General features: G+C 52.1%; 25 protein-coding genes. 5 read left to right on the top strand and 20 right to left on the bottom strand.

Annotated elements, in window-relative coordinates:
* Positions 1 to 7 precede the first annotated feature (7 nt).
* Positions 8 to 1075, bottom strand: a complete 1068-nt coding sequence (gene mutY / locus ACM615_RS10925) for an A/G-specific adenine glycosylase (RefSeq protein WP_132964948.1) — start codon at positions 1073 to 1075, stop codon at positions 8 to 10.
* Between the two features lie 223 nt (positions 1076 to 1298).
* Between mutY and trmB the strand changes: the two genes are divergently transcribed.
* From trmB to ACM615_RS10905, 4 genes are all read left to right on the top strand, one after another.
* The gene (gene trmB, locus ACM615_RS10920) at positions 1299 to 2018 is read left to right on the top strand and encodes a tRNA (guanosine(46)-N7)-methyltransferase TrmB (protein ID WP_431011873.1); all 720 of its coding nucleotides are present in this window, start codon (positions 1299 to 1301) and stop codon (positions 2016 to 2018) included.
* A complete protein-coding gene (locus ACM615_RS10915; RefSeq protein WP_095924788.1) occupies positions 2018 to 2344 on the top strand; it encodes a YggL family protein in 327 nt (108 codons plus the stop codon). The genes trmB and ACM615_RS10915 overlap by 1 nt, the downstream gene beginning before the upstream one ends.
* A gap of 74 nt (positions 2345 to 2418) precedes the next feature.
* Positions 2419 to 3345 carry a glutaminase B gene (gene glsB, locus ACM615_RS10910; RefSeq protein WP_112289016.1) on the top strand — a complete coding sequence of 309 codons (927 nt, stop codon included), beginning with the start codon at positions 2419 to 2421 and terminating at the stop codon, positions 3343 to 3345.
* 24 nt (positions 3346 to 3369) lie between these two features.
* Positions 3370 to 4104, top strand: coding sequence for a DUF2884 domain-containing protein (locus ACM615_RS10905; RefSeq protein ID WP_120161018.1), 735 nt, complete (start codon positions 3370 to 3372; stop codon positions 4102 to 4104).
* Between the two features lie 60 nt (positions 4105 to 4164).
* Here ACM615_RS10905 and hemW read toward each other — a convergent pair whose 3' ends face one another.
* The 6 genes from hemW to ACM615_RS10875 all read right to left on the bottom strand — a co-directional run bounded on the left by hemW (position 4165) and on the right by ACM615_RS10875 (position 8539).
* Positions 4165 to 5301, bottom strand: a complete 1137-nt coding sequence (hemW, locus tag ACM615_RS10900) for a radical SAM family heme chaperone HemW (RefSeq protein WP_112289014.1) — start codon at positions 5299 to 5301, stop codon at positions 4165 to 4167.
* A complete protein-coding gene (locus ACM615_RS10895; protein WP_129637916.1) occupies positions 5294 to 5902 on the bottom strand; it encodes an XTP/dITP diphosphatase in 609 nt (202 codons plus the stop codon). The genes hemW and ACM615_RS10895 overlap by 8 nt, the downstream gene beginning before the upstream one ends.
* Before the next feature lie 20 nt (positions 5903 to 5922).
* Positions 5923 to 6228 carry a DUF167 family protein YggU gene (gene yggU / locus ACM615_RS10890; protein ID WP_112289012.1) on the bottom strand — a complete coding sequence of 102 codons (306 nt, stop codon included), beginning with the start codon at positions 6226 to 6228 and terminating at the stop codon, positions 5923 to 5925.
* Complete coding sequence (locus tag ACM615_RS10885) at positions 6213 to 6767, bottom strand: YggT family protein (protein ID WP_013576832.1); 555 nt, start codon at positions 6765 to 6767, stop codon at positions 6213 to 6215. The genes yggU and ACM615_RS10885 overlap by 16 nt, the downstream gene beginning before the upstream one ends.
* A gap of 158 nt (positions 6768 to 6925) precedes the next feature.
* Positions 6926 to 7747 carry a pyrroline-5-carboxylate reductase gene (proC, locus tag ACM615_RS10880; RefSeq protein ID WP_431011872.1) on the bottom strand — a complete coding sequence of 274 codons (822 nt, stop codon included), beginning with the start codon at positions 7745 to 7747 and terminating at the stop codon, positions 6926 to 6928.
* A gap of 72 nt (positions 7748 to 7819) precedes the next feature.
* Positions 7820 to 8539: a YggS family pyridoxal phosphate-dependent enzyme gene (locus ACM615_RS10875; protein WP_431011871.1), complete on the bottom strand. Its 720-nt coding sequence runs from the start codon at positions 8537 to 8539 to the stop codon at positions 7820 to 7822.
* A gap of 22 nt (positions 8540 to 8561) precedes the next feature.
* Here ACM615_RS10875 and ACM615_RS10870 point away from each other — a divergent pair, with 22 nt between their 5' ends.
* Positions 8562 to 9599, top strand: coding sequence for a type IV pilus twitching motility protein PilT (locus ACM615_RS10870; protein WP_431011870.1), 1038 nt, complete (start codon positions 8562 to 8564; stop codon positions 9597 to 9599).
* Here ACM615_RS10870 and ruvX read toward each other — a convergent pair.
* From ruvX to ACM615_RS10805, 13 genes are all read right to left on the bottom strand, one after another.
* Positions 9590 to 10018, bottom strand: a complete 429-nt coding sequence (ruvX, locus tag ACM615_RS10865) for a Holliday junction resolvase RuvX (protein WP_013576828.1) — start codon at positions 10016 to 10018, stop codon at positions 9590 to 9592. The two genes, ACM615_RS10870 and ruvX, sit on opposite strands and share 10 nt — an antisense overlap.
* A complete protein-coding gene (locus ACM615_RS10860) occupies positions 10018 to 10581 on the bottom strand; it encodes a YqgE/AlgH family protein (RefSeq protein ID WP_112289008.1) in 564 nt (187 codons plus the stop codon). Before ACM615_RS10860 ends, ruvX begins: the two co-directional genes overlap by 1 nt.
* A 130-nt stretch (positions 10582 to 10711) precedes the next feature.
* The gene (gene gshB / locus ACM615_RS10855; protein WP_112289007.1) at positions 10712 to 11662 is read right to left on the bottom strand and encodes a glutathione synthase; all 951 of its coding nucleotides are present in this window, start codon (positions 11660 to 11662) and stop codon (positions 10712 to 10714) included.
* A gap of 11 nt (positions 11663 to 11673) precedes the next feature.
* Positions 11674 to 12405 (bottom strand): 16S rRNA (uracil(1498)-N(3))-methyltransferase, encoded by a 732-nt coding sequence (gene rsmE, locus ACM615_RS10850; RefSeq protein ID WP_112289006.1) that lies wholly within the window; start codon positions 12403 to 12405, stop codon positions 11674 to 11676.
* Between the two features lie 101 nt (positions 12406 to 12506).
* A complete protein-coding gene (endA, locus tag ACM615_RS10845) occupies positions 12507 to 13220 on the bottom strand; it encodes a deoxyribonuclease I (RefSeq protein WP_431011869.1) in 714 nt (237 codons plus the stop codon).
* Between the two features lie 92 nt (positions 13221 to 13312).
* Positions 13313 to 13834, bottom strand: a complete 522-nt coding sequence (locus tag ACM615_RS10840; RefSeq protein WP_113878352.1) for a SprT family zinc-dependent metalloprotease — start codon at positions 13832 to 13834, stop codon at positions 13313 to 13315.
* A 90-nt stretch (positions 13835 to 13924) separates the two neighbouring features.
* Positions 13925 to 15319 carry a sugar porter family MFS transporter gene (locus ACM615_RS10835; RefSeq protein ID WP_113878353.1) on the bottom strand — a complete coding sequence of 465 codons (1395 nt, stop codon included), beginning with the start codon at positions 15317 to 15319 and terminating at the stop codon, positions 13925 to 13927.
* A gap of 308 nt (positions 15320 to 15627) precedes the next feature.
* On the bottom strand, positions 15628 to 16377 hold the full coding sequence (locus ACM615_RS10830; protein WP_129637922.1) for a fimbria/pilus periplasmic chaperone: 750 nt from the start codon (positions 16375 to 16377) through the stop codon (positions 15628 to 15630).
* Positions 16378 to 16432: 55 nt separating this feature from the next.
* Entirely contained in the window at positions 16433 to 17581 is a 1149-nt protein-coding gene (locus ACM615_RS10825) for a CfaE/CblD family pilus tip adhesin (RefSeq protein WP_431011868.1), read from the bottom strand.
* A 12-nt stretch (positions 17582 to 17593) separates the two neighbouring features.
* A complete protein-coding gene (locus ACM615_RS10820; protein WP_431011867.1) occupies positions 17594 to 18718 on the bottom strand; it encodes a CfaE/CblD family pilus tip adhesin in 1125 nt (374 codons plus the stop codon).
* Positions 18715 to 21408: a TcfC E-set like domain-containing protein gene (locus ACM615_RS10815; RefSeq protein WP_132964962.1), complete on the bottom strand. Its 2694-nt coding sequence runs from the start codon at positions 21406 to 21408 to the stop codon at positions 18715 to 18717. The genes ACM615_RS10820 and ACM615_RS10815 overlap by 4 nt, the downstream gene beginning before the upstream one ends.
* A gap of 89 nt (positions 21409 to 21497) precedes the next feature.
* Entirely contained in the window at positions 21498 to 22001 is a 504-nt protein-coding gene (locus tag ACM615_RS10810) for a fimbrial protein (RefSeq protein WP_129637926.1), read from the bottom strand.
* An 85-nt stretch (positions 22002 to 22086) separates the two neighbouring features.
* Positions 22087 to 22830 carry a fimbria/pilus periplasmic chaperone gene (locus tag ACM615_RS10805; protein WP_132964964.1) on the bottom strand — a complete coding sequence of 248 codons (744 nt, stop codon included), beginning with the start codon at positions 22828 to 22830 and terminating at the stop codon, positions 22087 to 22089.
* Positions 22831 to 23217 lie beyond the last annotated feature (387 nt).

The raw sequence follows: 23217 nt of genomic DNA, 5'->3' as shown, positions 1-23217 counted from the left end.
TAATTCCTTATCGATCGTTCTTTTGGGTCGGTTCTTTAGCCAGTTGCGTCAACAGACGCTCTACCGGCGCGGCCAGCCCGACGGATTGTGGTTGCGCTAAGTTATACCAGAGACCCGCACCTTCATCCATGCAACCCGCGGAAGAACGCAGATTTAACCACATCGGGACGATATCCAGATGGAAATGGCTGAAAGTGTGACGAAAAGCGGTCTGCTGCTGCAACTGATTTTGCGTAACACCGTATTTTTTCAGACCAATAGCCAGTTCATCTTCGGTGGTAAATTGCGGGAAGCAGAACAATCCGCCCCACAAGCCGACCGGCGGACGCTGTTCCAGCCAGACTTTATCTTCCTGCTGGATCATCAGCATAAACGCGGTCTTTTCCGGCAGGGTTTTCTTAGGTTTTTTACCGGGATAATTCGCCCAGCTGTGATGCGCATAAGCTTCACAGCCGGATTTCACCGGGCACAGCTCGCATTTTGGCTTACTGCGGGTGCACACCATCGCGCCTAAATCCATCATTGCCTGATTAAACTGAGCAACACCTTCGGCGGGCGTGACGTCTTCGCTTATCGTCCACAGTTTGTTTTCGGTTTTCTTCTCGCCCGGCCAGCCGTTAACAGCATAGCAGCGGGCCAGCACGCGCTTCACATTCCCGTCTAAAATAGGGAAGTGCTGATTCAATGCCAGCGACAAAACCGCGCCGGCGGTGGAACGGCCAATGCCCGGCAACGCGAGAATTTCATCAAAGGTAGTCGGAAATACGCCGCCGTGCTGGCTGGCGATGGTCTGCGCCGCTTTATGCAGGTTACGCGCACGGGCGTAATAACCCAGCCCGGTCCACAGATGAAGAACTTCATCGAGCGGCGCAGCAGCGAGATCAGACACCGTCGGGAAGCGTTGCATAAAACGTTCAAAATACGGGATAACAGTCGTTACCTGCGTTTGCTGCAACATCACTTCTGAAAGCCAGACTTTATAAGGTGTTTTTGCGATTTGCCACGGCAGCGTTTTGCGGCCATAGCGCTGATACCAGTCGAGCACCAGAGGTGAGAAACGTTGGGCTTCCATCATGGGTGAATTACAGTCCGGCAGGGTTAAAAGACGGGGCTGATCACATCACAGTTCCCGTCTGGCTGTAAACCGGAACTTTCCGCACTGTATTGACGGATTTCCTGCCCGCAAGCCTTGCTAATCGGGAGTAAGTTTGGATAATGCGCCTTTCCTTATATTTAGTGACCAAAGCACAGGCATCCGCGCGCGGGTACCGCGTCTTGCCAATCGGAGTGGAAACACCATGAAAAACGACGTCATTTCACCGGAGTTCGACGAGAACGGTCGCGCAATGCGCCGTATCCGTAGTTTTGTCCGCCGTCAGGGCCGTCTGACTAAAGGTCAGCAATTCGCGCTGGACAACTTCTGGCCGGTGATGGGCGTGGAGTTTCAGGCCGAATCCCTGGATATTGATGCCTTATTTGGTCGCTCTACACCTGTGGTACTGGAAATCGGTTTCGGCATGGGCACATCGCTCGTCACCATGGCGCAACAGAATCCTGACCAGAACTTTATCGGGATTGAAGTACACTCACCGGGTGTTGGCGCGTGTCTGGCAACGGCGCACGAAGAGGGCGTCAGCAACCTGCGCGTGATGTGTCACGATGCGGTTGAAGTGCTGGAAAAAATGATTCCGGATGGCTCGCTCGATATGGTGCAGCTATTCTTTCCTGACCCGTGGCACAAAGCGCGCCATAATAAGCGCCGTATCGTGCAGCCTGAGTTCGTCGAGAAGCTGCGCAAGAAACTAAAAGTGGGCGGTGTATTCCACATGGCAACCGACTGGGAGCCGTATGCGGAGCACATGCTCGAAGTGATGACCCGTTTAGAAAGCTGGGCGAATCTGTCGCAGGAAGGTAATTATGTCCCGCGTCCTGAATCGCGCCCGGTGACCAAGTTCGAAATGCGTGGCCAGCGTTTAGGCCACGGCGTGTGGGATCTGATGTTTGAGAGGAAGCAATAATGGCTACAAATCGCAGTCGTCGTTTACGTAAGAAGTTACACATTGCCGAGTTCCAGGAACTGGGCTTCTCTGTAAAATGGCGTTTCCCGGAAGGTACCGCGGTAGAAACCATTGATGAATCCCTGGATAAATTCATCGACGGTGTGATCGAGCCAAACAAACTGGCTTTCGATGGCAGTGGCTATCTGCAATGGGAAGGTCTGGTTTGCCGTCAGGACATCGGTCACTGCACTGATGAACAGCGCGCGCAGGTCAAAAAATGGTTAGAAGACCAGAAAATGGAAGACGTGGAAGTTTCTGAGTTATTCGATATCTGGTGGGACTGATTCCACCGGTCAGATAAATTCTGAATCTTTGAAAGGTGCCTTCCGGCACCTTTGTTACATCTGGAGGCAGGACGTTGGGTACCGAACTCGATAACAGTTTGCTGGAAGATATTCTGGCGCAGGTCAGGCCGCTGATTGGCCGTGGCAACGTTGCCGATTATATTCCTGCGCTGGCGGAAGTCAGCCCCGATCATTTAGGGATTGCCGTGTGTACCACGAAAGGGGAGATCTTTCGTGCCGGTGATGCCGATATGCGTTTCTCGATCCAGTCGATCTCAAAAGTGCTCAGCCTGACGCTGGCGCTGACCCGTTATCAGGAAAGCGAAATCTGGCAGCGCGTCGGCAAAGAGCCGTCCGGTCAGCCGTTCAATTCGCTGGTTCAGCTTGAGCTTGAACAGGGAAAACCGCGTAATCCGTTCATCAATCCGGGCGCGCTGGTGGTCTGCGATATGCTGCAAACCCGGCTCTCCGCACCGAAACAGAGAATGCTCGAAGTGGTGCGTCAGCTGGCCGGATCGGCAGATCTCAACTACGATCGGCACGTTGCCCGTTCAGAGTTCGAGCATTCTGACCGCAACGCGGCGATTGCTTATCTGATGAAGTCTTTCGGTAATTTCGACAACGACGTCATCACCGTTTTGCATACCTACTTTCACTACTGTGCATTGCGCATGAGCTGTGAAGAACTGGCACGGACGTTTGTTTATCTTGCCAATAAAGGGCATCCGCTGGGCAGCGAGACACCGCTCATCGATGCCCGTCAGGCGCGGCAGATTAATGCGATGATGGTCACCAGCGGCATGTACGACGGCGCGGGTGAATTCGCTTACCGCGTCGGTATGCCGGGTAAATCTGGCGTCGGCGGCGGCATCATTGCCGTGGTGCCTGGCGAGATGTGCATTGCGGTTTGGTCACCGGAACTTGATGCGGCAGGGAACTCTTTGGCAGGTATTGCTGCCTTAGAATTACTGGCGCAACGTATTGGCCGTTCAATTTTTTGAGTTTGCTGTCTTAAGGGAGAGTACATGTTAGTAAAAAGTGGAGTGGTAAAAACCGGACTTGCTGCGTTACTGGCGCTGAGCGCGTGGAGCGCACAGGCTGATTATCAGTGTGCCGTCCAGCCTAAGGATGACGTGATCATCAAGCCGCAGACCGTTCAGGTTGTCGGTAACAGCGGTGATCTGCTGATCACACCAAACGGTAACGTGACCCTCAACGGAAAAGACATGACCCTGAGCGCCAGACAGCGTCAGGAAGCCATCGACTATCAGGCCGGTTTACGCCGCGACCTGCCGTGGATTGACCAGGGCGCGACGGCGCATCTTGAAAAAGGCCGGGTTGCGGTTGACCGTGTGATCGTCGAAAAACTGGGCAGTGACAGCAACGTGCGTAACCGCCTGGTTAAGCTCGATAAGCAGCTGAAAGAGCAGATGAACCTGATTATCGAACACCGCACTGATGGCCTGACTTTCCATCATAAAGCAGTGGATCAGGTGAAGCAAAATGGCCAGAAGCTGATGGAACAAACCATGGGCGGCGTCATGCAGGACAGCATCAACGAGATGGGACTCAAACAGGCTGCGAGTGGCGGAAATCCACTGCAGGCGATGATGGGTAATCTCGGCGGGTTACAACAGGCAGTTCAGGAAGAGTGGAACAAGCAGGAAAAAGAGTTTAAAGCTTTTGGCGATGACGTCTGTAAGCGCGTGACCAATCTGGATACTCAGCACAAAACCTTGCTGGCAGATTTGAAACAGTAAGCTGCCAAATGACAGATACAAAAAAACCGCGATTACGCGGTTTTTTTTTGCCCCTAAACCTTACTCCGCCAAAAACAGCTCCAGCAGCGAATTCAGGAACAGCTTTCCTTTGCTGGTGATCTGCCAGTGCGTGTCGGTTTCGACCAGATATTCTTTGGCGATCGCTTCGTCTAACTGTGCGCGGATCACCGATTCATCCAGCCCGGTATACAGACCAAACTCTTCACGCGGCGCGGCTTCCAGCAGGCGGAAGCGGTTCATGAAGAATTCAAACGGCAAATCTTCGGTTTCCACCGGATGCTGTTTATCCATATAACGACCCTGCATGTAACCGCGGGGGTGTTTGGTTTTGACGGTACGCAGGATTTGCCCGTCGGGCTGCGTCAGTTTGCCGTGCGCGCCACAACCGATGCCGAGGTAATCCCCGAAGCGCCAGTAGTTCAGGTTGTGCTGACACTGGTAGCCCGGTTTGGCATACGCCGAGGTTTCGTATTGCTGGTATCCGGCTGCGGTCAGCAACTGATCGCCTTGCTCGAAAATATCCCACAGCGCGTCATCATCCGGCAGTTTAGGCGGACGCGAGGCATACATCGTATTTGGTTCGATAGTCAGCTGATACCAGGACAAATGCGGCGGATTGAGTGCGATTGCCTGACGCAAATCGTCCAGTGCTTCTTCCAGTGTCTGATCCGGCAAACCATGCATCAGATCCAGATTGAAGCTGCGCAGGTTCAGGCCAGTCGCCAGATGTGCCGCACGTTTGGCTTCGTCAGGGCCGTGAATACGCCCCAGACGCTCCAGTTTCTGTGCATCAAAACTTTGCACGCCGATGGAAATACGGTTTACCCCCGCGCGCTGGTAGCCGCTGAAGCGGTCTGCTTCGACGGTACCGGGGTTGGCTTCCATGGTAATTTCAGCGTGAGCATCGAGCGGCAACCGCGCACGCACGCCATCGAGCAGATTCTGCATTGCGTCGCTGCTCAGCAGGCTTGGGGTTCCGCCGCCGATAAAAATGGTCCCTACGCTGCGTCCGCCCACCAGATGCAGATCCGCATCTAAATCTGCCAGCAGATGTGCGACATAATCGTCATGCGGCACTTCGCCCTTTAACGCGTGCGAGTTGAAATCGCAGTAAGGGCATTTTTGCACGCACCACGGAATATGAATGTAGAGACTCAGCGGCGGTAACTTACGCATTCTTCTGTACTGCCTCTTTCATCGCGGCAAACAACAGTTTCAATGCCTGACCCCGGTGCGACACCGCACTTTTTTCTTCACGGCTCAGTTCTGCGGCGGTTTTACTCAGCTCAGGAACATAGAAAATCGGGTCATAACCAAAGCCGCCTTCACCTGCCTGGGCAAAGGTGATTTCACCCGCCCAGCTGCCGTGGCACACCAGCGGCGTCGGGTCTTCAGCATGGCGCATATAGACCAGCACGCAGTGGAACTGTGCATTACGCTGGCCCTGTGGAACGTCTTTCAGCGCGACCAGAAGTTTATCGAGATTCTGCTGATCAGAGGCATCAACGCCTGCGTAGCGCGCGGAGTAAATCCCCGGCGCACCCCCGAGGAAATCAACCGCCAGACCGGAGTCATCTGCCACAGCAGGTAAACCGGTGACAGCCGCCGCGTGGCGGGCTTTAAGGATGGCATTCTCAATGAACGTCAGGCCGGTTTCTTCGGCGGATTCAACGCCGAGTTCGGTTTGTGCCACCACGTCCAGCCCGAATTCGGCCAGAAGATGTGCGAGTTCACGCACTTTACCGGCGTTGCCGGTAGCTAATACGACTTTCTGCATGGGAGAGTCCTGACTTAACGTTATTCTGCGAGCAGTACCGCGACCTCAGTCGGGATATTTTGCGGATGGATAATGCGGACTTGTTTATGGCGGCCCAGCTCGCCCTTTTCGATGCTTATCTGACTTTTGGCGACTTTAAACTGTTTTGAGAGAAATTTCACCAGATGTGTGTTGGCCTGTCCGTCTACCGGCGGGGCGGTGATGGCGACTTTCAGTTCGTCGCCATGCAAACCGACAAGGCTGTCACGGCTGGCTTTGGGCTGGATAACCAGCCGCAAAACCAGCGCGTCAGATTGCCAGTACGCCGGGCTTAAAGCTGGAACCACAGCGCACCCAACAGATCCATTCCGAGATAATTCAGCATATACAGGATCAGGATTACGACCATCGCTGAGAAATCAATGCCGCCCATTGCCGGGAGTATGCGGCGGATTGGCGCCATCAGCGGCTCAGTCAGCTGCATCAGCAGATAATCCATTGGTCCGCGGCCCTGACTCACCCAACTCATCAGCGAGCGGATAATGACCAGCCAGAACACCAGATAACCCGCGGCTTTGACCAGCCCTATCAGGCCTATCAGCAGACTGCTCAGACCAAAGAAGATAGCGCCGCTTTGGATAAGTAACAGCAGCGGGAATTTAATGGTGCAAAGAATGAAAGCCAGCAGCAGGCTTGCGCTGTCAATCGGGCCCAGCGGCGGAATAATCCGGCGAAGTGGTCCGATAATCGGCTGAGTAATCTTCACCACGAACTGTGAAAACGGGTTATAAAAATCTGTACGTGCCCATTGCATCCAGATGCGCAGCAGCAGAACCATCACGTAGAGATCTATGAGGGTTTTAACCAGAAAAGTCAGCGTTAACATAATTCTCCTATGCCCTTCATCCTTCGCGCTGCTTCTGCGTTGGCTGCCTTCGCAAACCCCGGTCACATACTGATGTATGCTCCCGGCGATTTGACTCAGTTGCCGCCTTGACGCAACACGAATGATTTTGGGCAGTGTTATTTTATTATTTGCTCTTATTAGAACAGTTTTTCCATTTCCTGCGCGCGGGTAATGGCGGCCTGCATGGCCTCGGAAACGATCTCCGGTAATTGTCGGTCGGTGAACACTTTCAGAGCTTCAAAGGTCGTGCCGCCTTTGGACGTCACATTCTCACGAAGTTGTGACAATGGCGTGTCCGGGCTGGCCGCAACCAGTGCGCTGGCACCGCTGGCGGCTTGTTCAACCAGCATCCGCGCGGTTTCAGCACTGAAACCCAGACGCTGCGCTTCGGCCTGCATTGCTTCCATAAACAGGAAGAAATACGCCGGTGCGCTGCCTGCGGCGGCAATCACGTGGTTGATACCTTCTTCGGTATCAACCCAGCAGATTTTGCCCACGGCAGTCATCAGTTTGCCGCTGTAATCACGATCTGTCTGCGAAACCTGATCAGGTGCATACAAGCCGCTCATGCCCTGGCCGACCAGCGAAGGCGTGTTAGGCATGATGCGCACGATGTTGAGATTATCGCCCAGCAACTCGCAGAAGCGCGCCACGCTGACGCCTGCGGCAATCGACAGTACCAGCTTGTCGCTAAAATCCACGTCTTTTTGCAGTGCTTTACATACATCCGCCATCATCTGCGGTTTTACAGACAATACAACGACATCTGCCGCTTTCGCACAGGCGTTGTTATCACTGCTGCTCTGTACGCCATATTTTGCGGCCAGCGCATCGCGATGGGTGGTGGAAGGGGCACAAACGCTGATCATATTGGCCGGATAACCACTTTCAACCAGGCCTGAAATGATGGCGCCCGCCATGTTACCGGCACCGATAAAACATATTTTGCGATGTTGCATTCATGCTCCTTGCTTTTAATGGGGGCTGAACTGAGCCAATCAATAGTAAAACAGTATACCGGCAGAGAGCGGTTACTGTTTTGCGCTGTAATCACGGGCACCGAAAATAGCGGTACCGATACGAACCATGGTGCTTCCGGCGGCAATCGCAGCGGGCATATCATCGGTCATGCCCATCGATAACGTATCTGCCTGCGGACAAATGCTCTGTAAAGCTTTCAGGGCTTCACGCATCTGACCGAAGACTTCCAGCTGGCGCGCATAGTCGGTTTCTGCGGCCGGAATGGCCATCAGACCGCGCAGCGTCAGGTTAGACATCGCCATAATCTGCGTCGCCAGTTCGTTAACTTCAGCCACAGCAATGCCGGATTTACTGGCTTCATCGCTGATATTCACCTGAATCAGCACCTGCAACGGCGCTAAACCCGCCGGACGTTGCTCGTTCAGGCGCTGGGCGATTTTCAGGCGGTCAATGGTATGACACCAGTCGAAGTTCTCCGCCACCAGACGGCTTTTATTCGACTGCAACGGCCCGATGAAATGCCAGGTCAGCGCAGGCTGATGTCCGGCAAAGTGGGCAATTTTATCCACGCCTTCCTGCACGTAGTTTTCGCCAAATGCTAATTGCCCGGCGGCAATCGCTTCTTCGACAGCGCTCGCAGGTTTAGTTTTACTCACTGCAAGCAAGGTAATTTCTTCTGAATGCCTGCCGCAAAGGTGTGCAGCGGCTGCGATTTTCTCGCGGACATTGTGTAAGTTCTGCTCAATAGCGTTTTGCTGACTAATGCTCATAGGGACTCAGGAGGATTTCAACATGGATATTGATGGATTAGTGGGGCGTAGTGTAAAGCAAAATGCCTCCGATCTGCACCTTTGTACCGGCAATCGACCTGTGCTGCGTATCGGAGGGGAATTATGCCGCTGTGAGGACCTGCCGCTGATCGACGCATCGCAGATGCAAAAGCTCGTCAGCCAGTGGCTGAATGTCGCAGAACAGACGACTTTGCAACTGGCCGGGCAATTCGATAAAGCGCTGACGCTGGCGGAAGGCGTGCGGATGCGCCTTAACGTGTTTCAGCAACTGCATGGTTTGTCTGCGGCGCTGAGGCCAGTTCCCGCCCGTTGTCCTGAACTGGCAACGCTGCTGGCACCGGATATCTTGCAGCAAATCATTACGCTGGAAGACGGCCTGATCCTGGTCACCGGAGCAACGGGGAGCGGGAAGTCCACCACGCTGGCGGCAATGATTGATTACCTCAACCGCCATACGACGCGGCACATTATTACGCTGGAAGATCCGATTGAGCTTATCCACATCAGCAGGCATTGCCTTATCCAGCAGCGAGAACTGGGGCTGCATACCCGTTCATTCAGTGAAGCGGTACGCGGCGCGTTGCGTGAGGATCCTGACGTGTTACTGCTGGGAGAATTGCGCGACACCGATAGTATCAGGCTGGCGCTGACGGCGGCAGAAACCGGGCATCTGGTGCTGGCGACGCTGCATACGCGCAATGCCACACAGGCTATCGACCGGCTGATTGATGTCTTTCCGGCAGAAGAAAAAGCCTTTGTACGGGCACAGCTGGCGGGCAGTCTCAGGGCTGTCGTCGCGCAGAAACTGGTGGCGCAAAAACCGAAAGGAGGGGAGGAAAAGGATGATGACAAAGCGGTAAGAGTGGCGCTGTTCGAAGTGCTGACGTCAACACCGGCGGTGTGCAATATGATCCGCGAAGGAAAAACGCATCAGCTGGTGGATATCCTGCAAACCGGCGCACAGGCCGGAATGCAGACGTTTGCCCAAAGTCGCCAGCAGCGGCAAAGCGCAGGATTACTGGCGGCAGATCAGGACTGACTCCATTGCTTTTCAAACCAGCTTTCCAGAATGATCACCGCAGAAGCGGCATCCACGCTGCCTTTGTCCAGCGCGCGGAAGCCGCCGCGATCGAACAAATCAGCACGGGCTTCAACGGTGCTCAGACGTTCGTCGTGCAGTTCAACCTGCACGCCAAAACGGCCATGCAGACGGTTGGCAAATTTGCGCGCACGGGCGGTCAGCGGTTGCTCTGTGCCGTCCATGTTCAGCGGCAGACCTACAACCACCAGATCCGGCAGCCATTCTTTCAGCAGCTTTTCGATTTTCTGCCAGTCCGGCGTCCCGTCCTGCGCTTTAAACGACGTCAGCGGGCGGGCGGTGCCGGTGACTTCCTGACCGATGGCCAGACCGATGCTTTTGGTACCGAAATCGAAAGCAAAAACCGTGCGGTTAGCCATTATGCATGCCCTGCATGGGTGGCAAGCTGGCCGACGTCAACGCCGATCATTTTCGCAGCTTCACGCCAGCGGTCAGCAATCGGGGTGCGGAATAAAATGTCATTGCTGGCTTCAATGGTCAACCAGGAATTTTCCAGCAGCTCTTTTTCCAGCTGGCCTTGTTCCCATGCGGCGTACCCGAGCGCCACCAGCACATCTTTCGGCTGGTCGGGTGTGCCCAGCGTTTCCAGCACGTCTTTAGACGTGGTGATCATGGTGCTGTCCGAAATACGGATACTGGAGCCAAACCCTTCACGCGGCGTGTGGAGAATAAAACCACGGTCGTCAGCCAGCGGACCACCTGAAAACACCGGGCGGTCGAGGCGGATGTTCGGGTCGCGAGGCTCGGGTGTGATGTCCAGTTTGTCGAGGACGTTTTCAACGGTGAAATCTTCGACCAGTTTGTTGATCACCAGACCCATAGCGCCGTCTTCATTGTGTTCGCAGATATAGACGACCGAACGTTTGAACTGGGGTTCATCCAGGCCAGGCATCGCAATTAGAAAGTGATGTTGTAGATTCATGGTAAGCAGGATGTTTAACCTCAGAAAATTGAAATGCAGCTAAGAGGGCAGTGTAGTACGTCATCCGCAGCAAAAAAAGTGGGTTATCCAGCATTGCTGAACAACCCATCAGATTATGCGGCCAGGTAGTTTATCGGGCAGCCAGACGCTTTTCGATAGCATCCATCAGCATGCCGGTGACGGAAATCGGGAATGCTGCTTCGATTTCACGCGCACAGGTCGGGCTGGTGACGTTAATTTCAGTCAGGCGGTCGCCGATAATATCCAGACCGACAAAAATCAGGCCTTTTTGCTTCAGGATTGGCGCGACAGTGCGGGCAATCGCCCAGTCGCTTTCGCTCAGCGGACGGGCTTCGCCACGGCCACCGGCGGCCAGATTACCACGGGTTTCGCCCTGCGCCGGAATACGCGCCAGGCAGTAAGGCACAGGCTCGCCGTCGACCACCAGAACGCGTTTGTCGCCGTCCTTAATGGCGGGCAGATAATTTTGCGCCATACAGAAACGGCTGCCGTGTTCGGTCAGGGTTTCAATCACCACCGAAACGTTCGCGTCTTCTGGTTTCAGACGGAAGATTGAAGCGCCACCCATGCCGTCGAGCGGCTTGAGGATCACGTCAGTGTGTTCTTTATGGAACGCTTTCAGCTGAGCCGCATTGCGGGTCACCAGCGTATCCGGCGTCAGTTCCGGGAACCACGCGGTGAAAAGCTTTTCGTTACAGTCGCGCAGGCTCTGCGGTTTGTTAACGATCAGCGTGCCTTTTTCTTCCGCGCGTTCAAGGATGTAAGTGGCGTAAATGAATTCGGTATCGAACGGAGGATCCTTACGCATCAGGATGACATCCAGTTCCTGCAGGGCGATATCCTGCTCAGTGCCGAACTCATACCAGCCGTCGTAATCCTGCTTCACGCTGAGTTTTTTGGTGGTCGCACGGCCTTCGCCGCCGCGCAGATACAGGGAATTCATTTCCATGTAGTGCAGCTCGTAGCCACGACTCTGCGCTTCCAGCAGCATAGCGAAACTGGTGTCTTTTTTGATGTTGATGGAAGAAATCGGGTCCATCACGATGCCAAGCTTGATCATTTGGTCTCCTCTTAACCCAGATCGCCGAAACGAACCTGTAAGGCCGTTATCGCGGTGAGTGCTGTGGTTTCTGTACGCAGAACACGGGGTCCCAGCAGGATATCAGTAAATCCGTAGCCGGAGGTCATTGCAATTTCATCAGCGGATAAACCGCCTTCCGGGCCGATCAGTAAGCGGACGTGGCTCACCGGTAGCGGCAGGGTGTTAATACTGTGGCTGGCGCGCGGATGCAGGTTCAGCTTCAGGCTGTCATCCTGTTCGGCACACCAGGCTTCGAGCTGCATCACCGGGCGAATTTCAGGAATGCGGTTACGTCCGCACTGTTCGCAGGCTGCGATGGCAATTTTCTGCCATTGCTGCAATTTTTTCTCCAGGCGTTCGCCGTCAAGTTTGACGCCGCAACGCTCAGAGAACAGCGGAGTAATGGTGTTCACGCCCAGTTCGATAGATTTCTGAATGGTGAATTCCATCTTCTCGCCGCGTGAAATCACCTGGCCGAGATGCAGATTCAGCGGGGATTCGTTGTCTGACAGCACGCCTTCGCTCAGGCTGACACGCACACTTTTCTTATCAACCTGCGTGATGCTGGCGTCGAAAACCTGATTGCTGCCATCAAATAACTGGATCGCCTGACCGGGCTGCATCCGCAGAACGCGTCCGACATGGTTGGCGGCATCTTCGCTCAGCGCAATTTCGCTGTGAGCGGTCAGGGTTTCCGGATGATAAATGCGGGGTATGCGCATGTGTGGCTGCTGTCCTTAAAGTCTTTTCTGGAGGGCTATTTTGGCGTGATTAGCCCGCGTTGTCGCGAGCTAATGTGCTCTGATGACATGCTAATACTAAGTTAGCTTTTTCGTTGCGCGCAAGCTTGCTGAACGTAAGGGTTGTGATTGCCCTGTACGCTGGCGATGCGGTTATCACGCTCACATTCCCATGAAGTGACCGGATACTGGCGATCCCAGGCGGTAAAGAGCTGGGTTTGCTGACGGGACAGATTCAGTTTGTACTGATCGCGCATGTAGAAATAGGTGCGTGCGATGGCACCGCGGGCACGGGCTGGCGGCTCAGCGGCCTTGGCCTTGAAGTCGACTTTCATTTCGCAGCGGCCATACTGGCCTTCACCACCATTCCATTGGCTGTACATAAAATTATTACGGTCGCCATTCACTTCGCCAATCGCGGGCTGCAGGTTGTGCAGGTCGGTTTCTACCTGACGATAATCCGCGTTTTTCGCACAATTTTTACGTCCGCCATCCTGCCAGCACTGCATCTGATGACCAAACTGCCACGCAGGAACCACATGTTCCCACTCAATCCGGCTGGCGCGCTGTTCACTTTTACGAACCTGATAGCCGCAGGATTGCAGATCCGGCTTGCCTTTCTTGCCCTGCCAGCTGATGTTACAGCCGCAATAGAAGGTCGGCGCACCCTGATTAATTTTTACCGCTGCGGCTTTGGCCTGAGAGAAATTATTGATGGCATGACCAGACTGGCTCAAGGCGCTCAGCGGTGCCAGCGCACCGATAAACAGAAAAGATAAGAACGTTTTACGAAACATGTTTCTGAAAGACCTGAGACTAAAAGGCCGGAAGGGTAACGGATACCACGGGCTGTGACAATGAGACTTTGCCGTGATGAGTGATTGAAAAATCAGCAGTTAGTGGTGCCTTTAGCATTGAACCGTAACAGCTCGCCACAATGGCGGCAGCGGTATTCTGACTCTTTGCGCATCACTTTATTATGACGACGCACGGTCAGCTGATGGTCACGGCAGGCGCATAAATACGGATAGGTTTTGCTTTGCACGGAGGCGACTTCGAACTTGTGCGTTCTGCTCGCTGAAACGCCCAGAACATGTTCCATCATCCAGCGCCACTCTTTGCCGTGCGGCGCAGGTGCCCGGCCAAACCTGCGATATACCAGCAGGTGCGCCAGTTCGTGCGGTACCACTTCATCGATAAACGGCTGCTGGTTTTCCATCAGCAATACCGGGTTCAGCCGGATTTGCCAGTGTTGCAGGTACGCGCTGCCCGCGCTGGTGCCGCGTTGCTGATAAGTGATTTCCGGCTCCGTGTAATCGGTGCCAAAAAACTGATTTGCCATCCGGAGTTTTTCCCGCAGACAGCGCATAACGGCTTGTTGCAGGGCGATGGGGAGACGTGAGGTTTTCATCTGGCGAAGGATAAATCTGGTGGGGGAGAGATGCAATATGGAATTCCTCCCCTTTGCAGGGGAGGAATGGCGAACTTATTTATTGCTAACTTACTTACCGATGTCGCGCAGGGCTTCGCCTTTCATCAGATTGCGTTCGATGTGTTCCAGAGAGACGTTTTTAGTCTCAGGGATCAGCGCAATGGTGATGAAGATGAACACCACGTTCAGCGCGGCGTACACCCAGAAGGTGTTGGCGTTGCCGAGGCTGTCGAGCATGGTCAGGAAGGTCGCACCGACGATCATGTTAGCGATCCAGTTGGTCGCAGTGGACACAGTGATACCAAAATCGCGGCCTTTCAGCGGCTGAATTTCAGAACACAGTACCCAGATCAGCGGACCGGCACTCATGGCAAAACCGACGATAAACATCAGCAGCATAGCGATAGAGAAGTATTTCGCTGCATCGGATTCAACACCGATATGCAGCATGGTACCCAGCACGCCCATACCCACGGCCATCACCAGGAAGCCCAGTTTCAGCGTTGGTTTACGGCCCCAGCGGTCAACCAGACCGATGGCAATGAAGGTCGCCAGAACGTTGACCAGACCGACAATAACCGTGCCCCACATCTGCTGAGAGGTGCTGGCGAAACCGGCGATACCGAAGATTTTTGGTGCGTAATACATGATGACGTTCATACCGGTGAACTGCTGCATCACCTGCAACAGAATGCCGAGGTAAACCGCACGACGGAAGTTTTTGTTGTTAACAAACAGTCCCCAGCCGCTTTGTTTAACTTTCAGGCTTTCACGGATTTCATCCAGTTCATGTTTTGCCTGCTCGCTGGAATCACGCAGTTTTTCCAGGACGCGGCGCGCTTTGCCATCATCGCCACGTGCGGCCAGCCAGCGCGGGCTGTCCGGCAGGAAGAAGACACCAATCAGCAGCAGCAGCGCAGGAATGGTGATGATACCCAGCATCCAGCGCCATGCGCCGGTATAGCTGAACGCGGTATCAGACAGATACGCCGCCAGAATACCGATGGTGATCATCAGCTGATACATGGAAATCATGCTGCCACGAATTTTTTCCGGTGCGATTTCTGACAGGTAAATCGGTGCGGTGTAAGACGCGATACCGACTGCCAGACCCAGCAAAACGCGGGCAACAATCAGGATTTCTGCATTGGGTGCAAAGGCGGAACACAGGGAACCGATAACGAACAAAACCGCGCCGATCATCAGGCTGTATTTACGTCCCAGGCGGAAGTTCAGCCAGCCACTGCCGACAGCACCGACGGCGGCACCAAACATCATGGAACTGACAACCCATTCCTGTTGATGGTTTGTGATCTGGAAGTCATGGCTGATAAAGGGCAGGGCACCAGCGATAACGCCGATATCTAAGCCGAACAGCAGTCCGGCAAGTGCAGCGAGAAAACAGACAAAGAAAGTGACGCTTTTATTCGAGCGTTTTCCTTTGGTCGAAGTTGAGTTGTTCATCCGGTCTCCAAAATAATGCAATCGTTTTGAGTTTGTAATAATGCTTAGGCTGTTATGTTATTTACCCTGCGCACAGCTTAACGTGAACCCGCTCACAGTGTTGTAATCGTTTACACTTATAGGTGTGATTGGGTGTCTTGTTTTTGAAGGGTTTCAAACGGATAGCGTAACAGGAAGGGGATGTGCCGCAGAGTAATAGCCCGAAAATTGATTTATATCAATCAATACAGTGTTTCAAACTTTTACATATACAAATAACCAATTAATTTATAACAAGTTATGTCCTGTAACCGTTTTCATTATGGCAATTACTTAAACGGAAAATTCTCCACTTCCTGCTTTTGAGTGTAATCGTTGAAATACTCGATTCGAACTTTTTCAGACGATGCTGAAGCAGAAAATGTTAAGGCCGGAGGGTATGGCTTGCCCGGATAGACGTTTTTTTTCAGGGTTTTCCACTGACAGCTCGCCGCCGGTTTGTCGCTGTCACACAGTCCGATACGATTCACTAACAGATGAATATTTCCCGTATTGGTGATTTGCTGAGCGGAAGCATCCCAGCCCAATCTGGCGACCGGTTTTGCGGGCGGCACCATCACTACCACGCCCCAGACAATGGTCAGGCTCAGTTCGCTGGTGAAGTTTTTATTACTCTCCGTATTTTTAAATTCTTCCGGTGTCATCGACTGAAAATGAACGCGATAGATTTTTTCTTCATTGCTTTCACCCAGACCGACGATCCTCACCTGCTGGCTGTTACCGGCAGGCAAGCCAAACTTCAGCGGTGAAACCACCAGGCTATTTTGCGCGCCTTGCGGTGCGGGCGTTTCGTTTTCTTCAGCAGTGCCCGGATTGTGAACTTCGGTGATTTTTCCCTGAATATATTGCGTCGTTTCGCTTTTCGAACTGATGACCAGCGTCGTTGCATGTCTCTCATTAAGCGTCACTTTCATCGGTGAAACGGTGATATTGGCAAAACACAAGGCAGGCATCGCCAGCATCATTAGCGGGAGTATTTTCAGACCGGAGACCGGCCATTGTGTCTGTGACCTGCGCATAAAAATCCTTACGTGGAGACGTTGATGAGGTGCAATCCGTTGTCCTGAGAATCGTCTAAAGTTGCGGAGTAAAGTTCACGATCAGGTGTCCGGTATAATGCCCTGCTTGTTTGCTGTTGATATCAATGGTTTTGGTGCTGAGTTCCAGCGGCGCCGGGATACATAAAACCGCCTGCGGGATCCCGGGCAGATGCACCGGCCTGATGTGTGCTGTCTGAATATCCGGTATCACCACATCCTCACCGCGTATCATACTCATGTATTTACCGTCGGGTGCCTGCATCCGCACATAATAATCAATCCTGCCTGAGTCCTGATTGACGTCACCGTGGTCAGAATAAATGGAAAAATAGGCGTTATTGCGTTCCTTCGTACCCTGCTGTTGATCGTCAAATTTCAGGGTGAAACTGGTACTGTTCGAACCATAACCGTCGTATAAACACATATCTATCGTTACCGCGCCATTCATTTGCGTCTGATTACCGCCAGTGCCGGGCAGCGGACGCATGTTAAGGTCCACGCGCGGTGCGGCTTCGCCAAATTCTGGTAAGTAGATTTGCTGATTATTGGTATCGGTGACATTGAGGGTGATATGGGCGTTCCAGTCTGCGAGCTTAATCGTCGGGCTCCATTGCATCAGGCTCATTTTTAAATCCGCTTTCCATATGCCCCCGAAAGGGAGTTTTTGCATCTCCTGACTGGTCACGTAAACGGTTAATAACGATTCATCGTTATGAACGGTGCTGTAACAATTTTTCTCCATGGCCGCATAAACCTGGTAAGGGCCACCGATCACACCTGTTCCCCAACAGCCGTTTGAGACTGACACACTGATATTGTGATATCCCGTGAGGTTAATGACTTGTGTCAGATGACTCCTTTGCTCAGTAAAGACAATAGGGATAGTAGTATTGCCATCTTGCACCCCTGTGACCGATGTCCTGCACTGCCCGGTGGCAGGGTCTGAGGAGGACAAACATACCCAGGTGTTCCTGCCCCATAACGAATCATTATCAGAATCGATGCCCCCACTTTCATCTTTCCAGATGTCAATTTGCGAAGGCGCGCTGGATTTATCAAATGTAGCCGTAACCGGAGTTTCACGACCAGTGGGTTCAATCCGTTGAGCCTTCGCTGACGTTATTGTCAGGGCGCTAAACAGGAGTAACAGGATGACGAAAAAGAACGTTTCTTTTCTATCCATTTAGAGAGCGCTCTAAAGTTGCGGAGTAAAGTTCACGATCAGGTGTCCGGTATAATGTCCGGCTTGTTTGCTGTTGATATCCATAGTTTTAGTACTTAACTGCAACGGTGCCGGGACGCACAATACGGCCTGCGGGATCCCAGGCAGATGGACCGGCCGGATGTGCGCTGTCTGAATATCCGGTATCACCACATCCTCACCGCGTATCATACTCATGTATTTACCGTCGGGTGCCTGCATTCGTACATAATAATCAATCCTGCCTGAGTCCTGATTGACGTCACCCTGGTCAGAATAAATGGAAAAATAGGCGTTATTGCGTTCCTTCGTACCCTGTTGTTGATCGTCAAATTTCAGGGTGAAACTGGTACTGTTCGAGCCATAACCGTCGTATAAACACATATCTATAGTAGCAGCCCCATTCATTTGCGTCTGATTACCGCCAGTGCCGGGCAGCGGACGCATGTTAAGGTCAACGCGTGGTGCGGCTTCGCCAAATTCAGGTAAATAGATTTGCTGGTTATTCGGATCGTTGACGTCAACGGTAATATTTGAATCCCAGTGATAGACCTCGGTTCCGCTGCTGTTATGCAGGAGGATTTTGAGTTGGGCAGTCCATATTCCTCCCGTAGGTAACATATTGAGCTGAGCTGCCGGGATCTTCAGGGTCAGATCAACACCGTCTGTTAAATCACTGCCGCAGGAGTTCTGGGCGCTTTGGTTCATTGGTTTAGGGTCGCCATACTTAGCACAACTTCCGTTATACCAGTAGGCTTCGCGGGTTCCCTGTAACTCAAGAGTCTGGGTCGCTCCACTGCGTTTTTCAGTGAATTTCAGATAGACCGGCAGGTTGGCCGCATATCCGCCTTTACCAGTTGGACATTTTCCATTTTCATCTATTGTGCTCGACGTGCAGGCCCAGTAGTTAAGCCCCCATCGTCCGGCGTTAGTTGAATCATAGCCTCCGCTTTCTCTTGACCAAATATTGACGGTCGATGCAGTGCCTTTGGTTATGCTCATATTGACATCAATGCTGTGATCAGTGGGGGCGACGGTATCCGCAAGGGCATCCGGCAGCATCAGCAACTGAACGCTGAATAAAAACAATAAAGAGGTCAGGAGACGGGTTATGTTCATTTTACTTTCCGAATATTTACAGGTAAATCAGCTGGCTGTACCGGTTTGCACAATGTTTTACCCACATAGCGCACCACATCGCGGCTTGATTGTACGGTGACCGCACACTGGTAATTTTGCTCGCCGTTTTTGACATACAGCGTTTTCGCTAATGAGGTCATCTCTGCAGTAAAGCCGCCATCTTCCGAACTGCTGAAGGCATTGGCATTGAGCATCGTGCCGGTATTCAAGGGTTCACCTGTCGCCGTCACCAACTGGCCGACGTAGGTGTAATGCGATTCCATCGTCACTTCACGCAGTTTCATTTTCCCAGGCAGGAGGAATAAATTCTGACTCCCTGCGCCCTGAGTAATGCTGGCCTGGCTGCCGGTGCTGACATCACGGCTTTCATTGACCGAGACTTTGCCTTCTTCAAAACCGGTGACCGGGAACAGTGCTTTGCTGTTCTGTTTCATGTGGGCCGCGCCGCCGCCCTGTACTGAAACGTCGATCAGCGCGTCATCCGCTGCATCCGGATCTTCTTCTTCGCTGCCTTTGACTTTTACTGCCACGGCTGCGCCCGGTGAACCCGTACCGCCCGGCCCCCAGAAGAAGCCGGATTTGGAGACGGCAACGGAAGAGCTGTAGCTGCCGGTCACCGCGCCCTGATGCGTTTTTTGCTCATTGTCATAGCTGTCGGAAACGGTCAGTTCGCCATTGCCATACTGGCCATTGAGACGGCCGTGAACCGACGCGTTAGCGTTATCGGTATCCGTGCCACCCACATCAATACCCAGTTCACGATCGTTATTGCTGCCCCAGTCCCAGTTCTGGCTGGCGTTGTACGTCATCTGTGCATCGCCATTCTGGCTGCCCTGATAATCCGTGCTAAGGGAGGTAGTGCTGCTGTGAAGCTGCGCATCTTTTGGCGTATTGCGTGACAGGGAGAAGCCCACGTAAACACCTTTGTCGCTATCGCTGTCGCTGCTGCTCTGACGGCGGTAACCGCCGAATCGCGTGGTGATGTTCATTTGCTTCCAGTTGAAACTTTTGTTCAGGCTGAGTTGCAAGGTGTTGGAGGTGCTCTGCGATTCGGTGTTATTGATCATATTGTCTTCAAAAGGCTTTGAAGGATCGTATGACGACGAGTCCGGCGAGAGGCTGGTATTTTTGTTGTACGTGTAGCCGAGTGAGGCCGACCAGCCTTTGACCGGCACGGAAAGTGTGGCGTTAACGGATTCGTAGCAGCCAATATCCGCGTAATCATTTTCCACGACATCGGCACTGGTACAGCTTTTACCGTAGGCGGCATTGCGATAGACACTCATGGAAAAGCCGTCGTTGTAGCTGATTTGCTCCACGTTACCTTTCGAACCGTCGGTGCCGCTGAAAACGTTGGCCTGCATATCCAGTACGCCGTCGATCAGTTTGCCGTTAAAACCGTGCGTCCATTGCAGACCCGCTTCACCGTAATTCTCATTATCAGTATTCGCGACGCCCGCGGTGGCCATCAGTTCGGCAAATACCGGCAGACGCGCCCCGGCTTGCATCACAGGTTTACGTGACGTGCTGTCATTGTCTTCGTCATCAGTAGAGCTGATGACTTTGTTATCTGCTGTTTCACCGGCCTGTATAAACCATTGCATGTGCCCGTCATTGATCCCGCCGGTTTTGGTAAACGGCTGAGTCTCTGTGCGCACGAGCTGGTTATTCTCATAAATTCGCAGGGTGACGGCATAACTTCCGCTCGGGAAGTTGCCGGTATCCAGCGTATTTGAACCGTTATTGAGGTAGAACGTGCCGAGCAACTGATTGCCACGATAAGCATCCACGCGGGATTTACTGGAAAGCAGTACCACCAGCGGGGAACCCTTGCTGGCTTCATCAAGATTCAGGTAGCTCAGGGAGCTCCCGGCACGCACACCATCGATCGCATTGAGCGGCAACAGCGAGAAACTGATATTGCCGCCAAGATTGCTGGAGAGATCACGTGAGTCCATCCGTCCGGCCTGCACATAATGGCGTTTGCCTAAACTCTGGCGGAAATAGAGGTCATCGACGGAAACCGTCTGGCTGTCGCTGTCGTCACTTTTGTATGAATCGAGTGACCAGTCAAAACCGACATAGCCATTGGTCAGCACGCCGAGTGCACCGGAGCCCTGTAATGACAGGCTCTGATATTCATCCTGCGCCGCGATGTTCAGGGTTTGCTGATGAATTAACGCATTTTCAGTCTGTGCGGTCGGGGTGTAATAAAGGGTCTTACCGCCGGATTCCGGCACCAGTTTTTTACTGACGAAAACGTCCGCTGCGCTGTTATTTTCATCATAAATCAGAGCCAGAGAATCAGTTTCCAGATAACCGCAACCTTTGGCATTGGCGTTGCTGCCACATGCCAGGTTGCCGTGTCGTGGAAGCGGGGCGGATAATGCCGCCAGCATCTGCTGATATTCCGGCGTACCGGCTTTCAGTGGCAGATTTAAGGCTTTAAGCACCGACTGCGGGTCTTTGAACTGGACGGTTTCCAGCGTAACGTTGGCTTCAAATAATCCGGCCGACTGACCCAGCAGGTTGACGTTAAGCCAGACGTTCTGACCTGAGACCAGCTCTTCAAAGCCGGGAGGTACGTCAGAGCCAGCTAAAGCAAGATTGCTGAATAAAGCAAAATGAATTGCCAGAAAGCAAAGGGACACTTTCAGATTGGGTTTCATTATTTTTCCTTTATTCAAAAATCTGATAGGGGGAAAAGAATCGGCCTGATTTACAGGCCGATGAGGAGTCATTTTGGCGGGGTGAACGCTTATGGCGTTTCAGTTGCCTGAGTCAGTACAACGCTGACAACGCCGCTGTAGCTACCGGAAGCAACGGGCACCTGAGTGGACTGGCTGATCTTCAGTGGCTGAATGATGGAACCATTGGTCGTGTCACCCGTAGGGAACAAATGAGAGGCTGTCATAACTTTCGGTGCCTGAGACAGAATCAGATCACCGTATTTTACGGTTAATGCGATATTTTGATTCACGCCGACGGTATCCATTAATTGAGGATCACCCGCAAGGCTGATATTCACATCTTTCTCTGCATCGTTAGAATAGATTTTGGTCATCTGGGTAACAGGTTCCAGACCCACGCCAGGCATATAACCCATTTCCATCGTAGAGGGTAATACATCACCCGTGTCAGTGGTCATATCCAGAGTGGCATCCACGTTTGCAGTAACAGTAATATCTTTCTGAACAGCATAAGCGTTAATAGCCAGGCCCATAATTGCAGTAGCCATCAATGGTTTGATAAATGATTTCATTTTACTTCCTTAATAGAGAGGTGCATATCAATATGCAGGGTTTATAACGAGAGTTATTCTTTATTACTTGTGAAAAATAGAATGTCTATTTTGCACTGAATTCTTTTACGCCAGCGGATTTATCTGTCCAGTTGGAATACTTCACCTTCACCACGCTATAGTCATCCCCCTTAAACAGGGCAGGATCTAATGTGGCGTGCTGATTTGGGTAAATGCTATTTTTAACCGGTTTGCTCCATTTACATCCATCATCAGTAAGTTGCTGAGGGCATAAACCGATACTGTTAATCTTCAGATGTATATTGCCGGTATTGTTGACCACGCGGCTCACCGGGTCCAGCGTGAAGTCCAGTCGCGGTACAGCTGGCGGGACGGTAACCAGTACGCCCCAGATCATGCTGATGCCGAGCTTAGCCGGTTGTTTCTGATCCTTTTTATCGCTGTTATTATTCAGCCCCGGCACACCCTCAAAATAAACACGGTATGCCTCTTCTGTTTGCGGTGGCTGAATATTTATCATACGTATAATTCGGGTGGTGCCGGGAGCAAGTCCGAATTTCTCCGGGGTAACAACAATACCGTTTCCTGAGGACTGACTGATTGTCGTTTCATTTTCCTGTGGCGTTGCCGGGTTATTAATTTTCTTTACGGTCGTTTTTACATATTCCGTGGTAGCGGAGTTTGTCGTTACGCTAATTTGTGCGCCACCACTTTTTTGCATCGGGACCGAAATAGGATAGACGCTTATTCCTGCAAATGATGATGCTGATAAAAGTAATGGGGAGACCGCTAAAATCATTATTAATGATTTTAATTTTGTTGATGGCATTGTCATTTTCTCAATGTGTAAGAAGTCGCTATCCTGAAGAAGATTTCGTTAATTCCCTTTGAGTAAATATTTGTCTGGACGCTTTCGATGGGGTGAATAATAGATTCAATGAATGTTCAGGTCAATGGTATGCAAATTAGCTATTTGTGTTATTCGTTTGAATATAAATGACAGTCAACATAAATATAACATTTAGCGTAATTCTCACCCTGCTGATTAAGAAGGTTTTTTATCAGAAGTTTTGTTTTTATTATCGTGGATGTTAAATAAAAGAGGGCGATAACATTCAATGTGACGCAAATCTACATGATGTATTAAGTAAAATGCATATAAAGGGGGGATGAAAATTAATCATTAAAATCATTGAGATATAACATCTTACTTTAC

The sequence above is a fragment of the Rahnella sp. PAMC25617 genome, assembly GCF_050606005.1.
Classification (GTDB): Bacteria; Pseudomonadota; Gammaproteobacteria; order Enterobacterales; family Enterobacteriaceae; genus Rahnella; species Rahnella variigena.
The sequence above is the reverse complement of the archived record's forward strand: the minus strand, read 5'-3'. Positions and strand labels throughout refer to the sequence as shown.